This window comes from Streptomyces sp. NPDC057543 (genome assembly GCF_042801895.1).
GTDB lineage: Bacteria > Actinomycetota > Actinomycetes > Streptomycetales > Streptomycetaceae > Streptomyces.
The window spans coordinates 77,510-80,946 of sequence record NZ_JBHVFF010000005.1 but is presented as its reverse complement, the minus strand read 5'-3'; the positions used below and the strand labels follow the sequence as shown (position 1 = coordinate 80,946).

Here is a 3,437-nt window from a genome sequence, read left to right as displayed (position 1 = left end):
GCGCGAGTGCACCCAAGTGCCCTCGCGCAGGCCGCCGTTCAACCAGCCGTGACCCGCCCCCCGACCGACTCACGGCCGGGCCCGACTCACCAGAGATTGGTGAAGTTCACCACGAGATTCTCGTTGTGCTGGTCGAGCACGGTGAACCCCGAGCCGTTCACCTGCGCGGAGTTGCTCCGGTTCGACGCGCCGGAGCCGACGGCCTGCTGCTGCGACGTGGACGAATTGCCGGAGTTGTTACCGCCGACGCCGCTGCCGACGACTGTGGCAACAGCCGCGTTCGATCCGTCGTTCGCGAACGAACCGCTGTCGGCCTGGGCCACGCCACTGAAGAGCGCGGCGGCGAGAGGCAGGGCTGCAACAGCGGCGAGGGCACGAGCGATACGGATGCTTGCCATGTCAATTCCTCCAGGAACCGAAAGTACGGCTTGTTCCGGGGCAGTTGGCCGACCGCCCCGGCTTGGTCACGACGTCGCGACAGCAGAGTTGCCCACCGGATCCCCGGCGAACCACCCACGCGATCCGATTCCCTCGCAAGCATGAGGAACATCCAATAAACCCACTCGCGCCGCCGAAGCCCCAGCTCTCCCCACTCCGCACCCCCTCCCGCAACTTCGACCCCGTCCGATCCCATACCCCGCAAGAGAAGAAGCGCTCCGGCGCCCCAGCCGGCCGACACCCCACCCCCTTCCCTTCCTCGAACATCTGTACGAAAATGTAGCCATGGCCACCACCGACCGGCAGACCGCCACCCTGGCCCTGGCCCACGCACTCTCCGCCGCCGAGCGCGGGCTCCCCGTCATCCCGCTCTCCGCCGGTAAGCTCCCCGCCCTGCCCTCTCCGCACCGGAACGAGGACCGGCCGGTCACCTGCCGGGGCGCCTGCGGCCTACCCGGACACGGCGTCCACGACGCCACCACGGACCTCGCCGCCGTCCGCGCCCTCTTCGCCGCCGCCCCCTGGGCCACCGGCTACGGAATCGCGTGCGGCCGGCCCCCGCACCACCTCATCGGCATCGACCTGGACATCGACACCAACGGCAGAAACGACTCCGCCGCATCCCTCCAGCAGCTCGCCCTGCACCACCTGTTCACCATCCCGCCGACCGTCATCGTGCTCACGCCCAGCGGCGGCCGACACATCTGGCTGGCCGGCCCGCCCGGCGTCCGCGTACCGAACTCCGCCAGCCGCCTCGCCCCCGGCATCGACGTCCGGGGCGCCGGCGGCTACCTGGTGGGCCCCGGCTCGGTCACCGCCCACGGCACGTACCGGCTCGCCCCTGGCACCGCCGACCTCCCGCCGGCCCCCTGCCCCCGCGCACTCCTGCACCTGCTCAAGCCCCCCGCACGCCCTCACCACCCCACGGCCCGGCACGAACGAGGCCGGGGACTGGTCCGTTTCGTCCTTGCGGCACACGAGGGCCAGCGCAACACCCGGCTCTTCTGGGCAGCCTGCCGCGCCTACGAACACGGCTTCGGCGACGCCCTGGCGGACGCCCTCACCGACGCCGCCGTCCGCACCGGCCTCACCGAACGCGAAGCCCGCGCCACCATCGCCTCGGCGGCCCGCCTCACCACGAGCTACGAGGACGAGACCGAGAACGGACCCGGAACCGCCCCGTCCGGTCCATCGAGCCCGACGACGTGACAGGCAACGAGATCGACTGCATCCGGTCTCTCGTCGAGCGGACACCGACGTACTCAACGGTCCCCACCCGGGCGCCGGGCCGGATGCGTACGGGGCAACGCCAGGAGCACAGAACCGTCGCTGCCCGTACCACCGCCGCCGAAGCCCGGACCGTTCGGAGTGGCCCCGCAGGCGCACAGGCCGAACGGCTTGTGGACCACCGGCCCAGAACGCCCGGCCCCACGAGAAAGGGGCACCCCTGATGAGGGGCGCCCCTTCCGGTCAGCGCGCTCGCCGACGTGTGGCGGTGGGTGTGGGATTTGAACCCACGGTGACATCGCTGCCACGACGGTTTTCAAGACCGCCCGCATACGCGAACGCCTGAGTCTCTGACCTGCACATTCGCTAGGGCTGACCCCCCGGCGGCGCTTCGGTGGCCCACACATGGCCCACAGCCCGCTGAGGGGCCGTGCTCTTTAGAGGCGAGCCGGGCAGGCCGACACCCGCTTCAGGGGTTCGATCCCGGCTCTCGGCTGCCTGCCAGGATCCGACTCAGCAGGCGACGACTGGTCCAAGCGTGATCGGCCCGATCCGCCGCTGTCCGGACCCGTCGATGTCAGCTGTGGATGTCAGAACCTTCTGATCCGTAGCTCTGGCGAGAACGGTCAGCCTCGCTCATACCCACGGCTTCCATGACCCCAGTGGGACGCTGCCGGACGAGGGCGGTTGCTGTGGTGCGGTCCTGCGCTGTTGTACGTGCGTCCGGGATCGGTCTTGAGATCACACACACCTTTCAGGTCGTGATCCGGACAGCGGTTCATGACCTGAGTCACGCGTAGAGGCCGCCTGCCCCGCTGTGGCACTGACCCCCGGTCGTACTGGTGAGGTGTGGATGGCACTCAACCTGTGTAGTTTGCAGGGCTTGTGGGACTGCGGCTTGATGGTCACTGTCACGGAAGGGCCGGTGGTGGTGTTACCGCCGGCGTCAGTGGCGGTAGGGGTGAAGGTGTGTTGCCCCGGGGAGATCGGTCTCTTCGAGGTGCAGGTCCAGTTTCCGGCGGCATAGACGACGGCCTTGCAGATCGTGACGCCGTGCTCATCGGTGACGGAGATGGTGTCACCAGAGCTGCCGGTGCCGGTGAAAGCCACCGTGCAGCCCCGCCCTGTGTTCCCCATGACGTTGCGGTGCTTGCCGGGGCGCCCACCGCAGTCCTTGATCGTTGATCCGTCGGCCGGACTGGTGATCACCGGTCCTGTGGAGGAGCCGGTGGTGTTGAGCAGCACCGACACCGTACTCGCGCTGCTGTTTGCGCTGACGATGTCGGGCAGTCCGCCGTTGAAGTCGCCCACCGCCACCGCGACAGGGCTGTTGTCGGTCGGATAGTCGGTGTTGGTACCAAACGTACCGTCACCATTGTTCGAGAGCACCGACACCGTACTCACGGAGTTCGCGGTGACCAGGTCTGGGGCTCCGTCACCGTCGAAGTCACCCACTGCTACCGCGACTGGACCGCTGCCGGTCGGATAGTCGGTCTTGGCACCGAACGTACCGTCACCATTGTTCAAGAGCACCGACACCGTACTCACGCCGAGGTTTGAGGTGACGATGTCTGGGAAGCCGTCACCGTTGAAGTCGCCTACCGCCACCGAGGTGGGGACGCTCCCGGTGGGGTAGTCGGTCTTGGTGGCGAACGTGCCGTCACCATTGTTCAAGAGCACCGACGCCGAATCCGCGTTGGTGTTTGCGGTGACGATGTCCGGGAAGCCGTCACCATTGAAATCACCCACCGCCACCCCCTCAGGATTGGCAC

General features: G+C 68.2%; 3 protein-coding genes. 1 reads left to right on the top strand and 2 read right to left on the bottom strand.

From position 1 onward, the window contains the following. Positions 1–86: 86 nt before the first annotated feature. Positions 87–398: a hypothetical protein gene (locus ACFU8Q_RS02160; protein WP_384446793.1), complete on the bottom strand. Its 312-nt coding sequence runs from the start codon at positions 396–398 to the stop codon at positions 87–89. A 325-nt stretch (positions 399–723) separates the two neighbouring features. Here ACFU8Q_RS02160 and ACFU8Q_RS02155 point away from each other — a divergent pair, with 325 nt between their 5' ends. After that, positions 724–1,647 carry a bifunctional DNA primase/polymerase gene (locus ACFU8Q_RS02155; protein WP_384446791.1) on the top strand — a complete coding sequence of 308 codons (924 nt, stop codon included), beginning with the start codon at positions 724–726 and terminating at the stop codon, positions 1,645–1,647. A gap of 759 nt (positions 1,648–2,406) precedes the next feature. Here ACFU8Q_RS02155 and ACFU8Q_RS02150 read toward each other — a convergent pair. Beyond that, on the bottom strand, positions 2,407–3,437 hold a 1,031-nt coding region (locus tag ACFU8Q_RS02150; RefSeq protein WP_384446790.1), incomplete at its 5' end, for an FG-GAP-like repeat-containing protein.

What these genes read in the sequence shown, in the direction of transcription:
- ACFU8Q_RS02160 (WP_384446793.1), bottom strand. Translation starts at nt 398, where the DNA reads ATGGCAAGCATCCGTATCGCTCGTGCCCTCGCCGCTGTTGCAGCCCTG.
- ACFU8Q_RS02155 (WP_384446791.1), top strand. Translation starts at nt 724, where the DNA reads ATGGCCACCACCGACCGGCAGACCGCCACCCTGGCCCTGGCCCACGCA.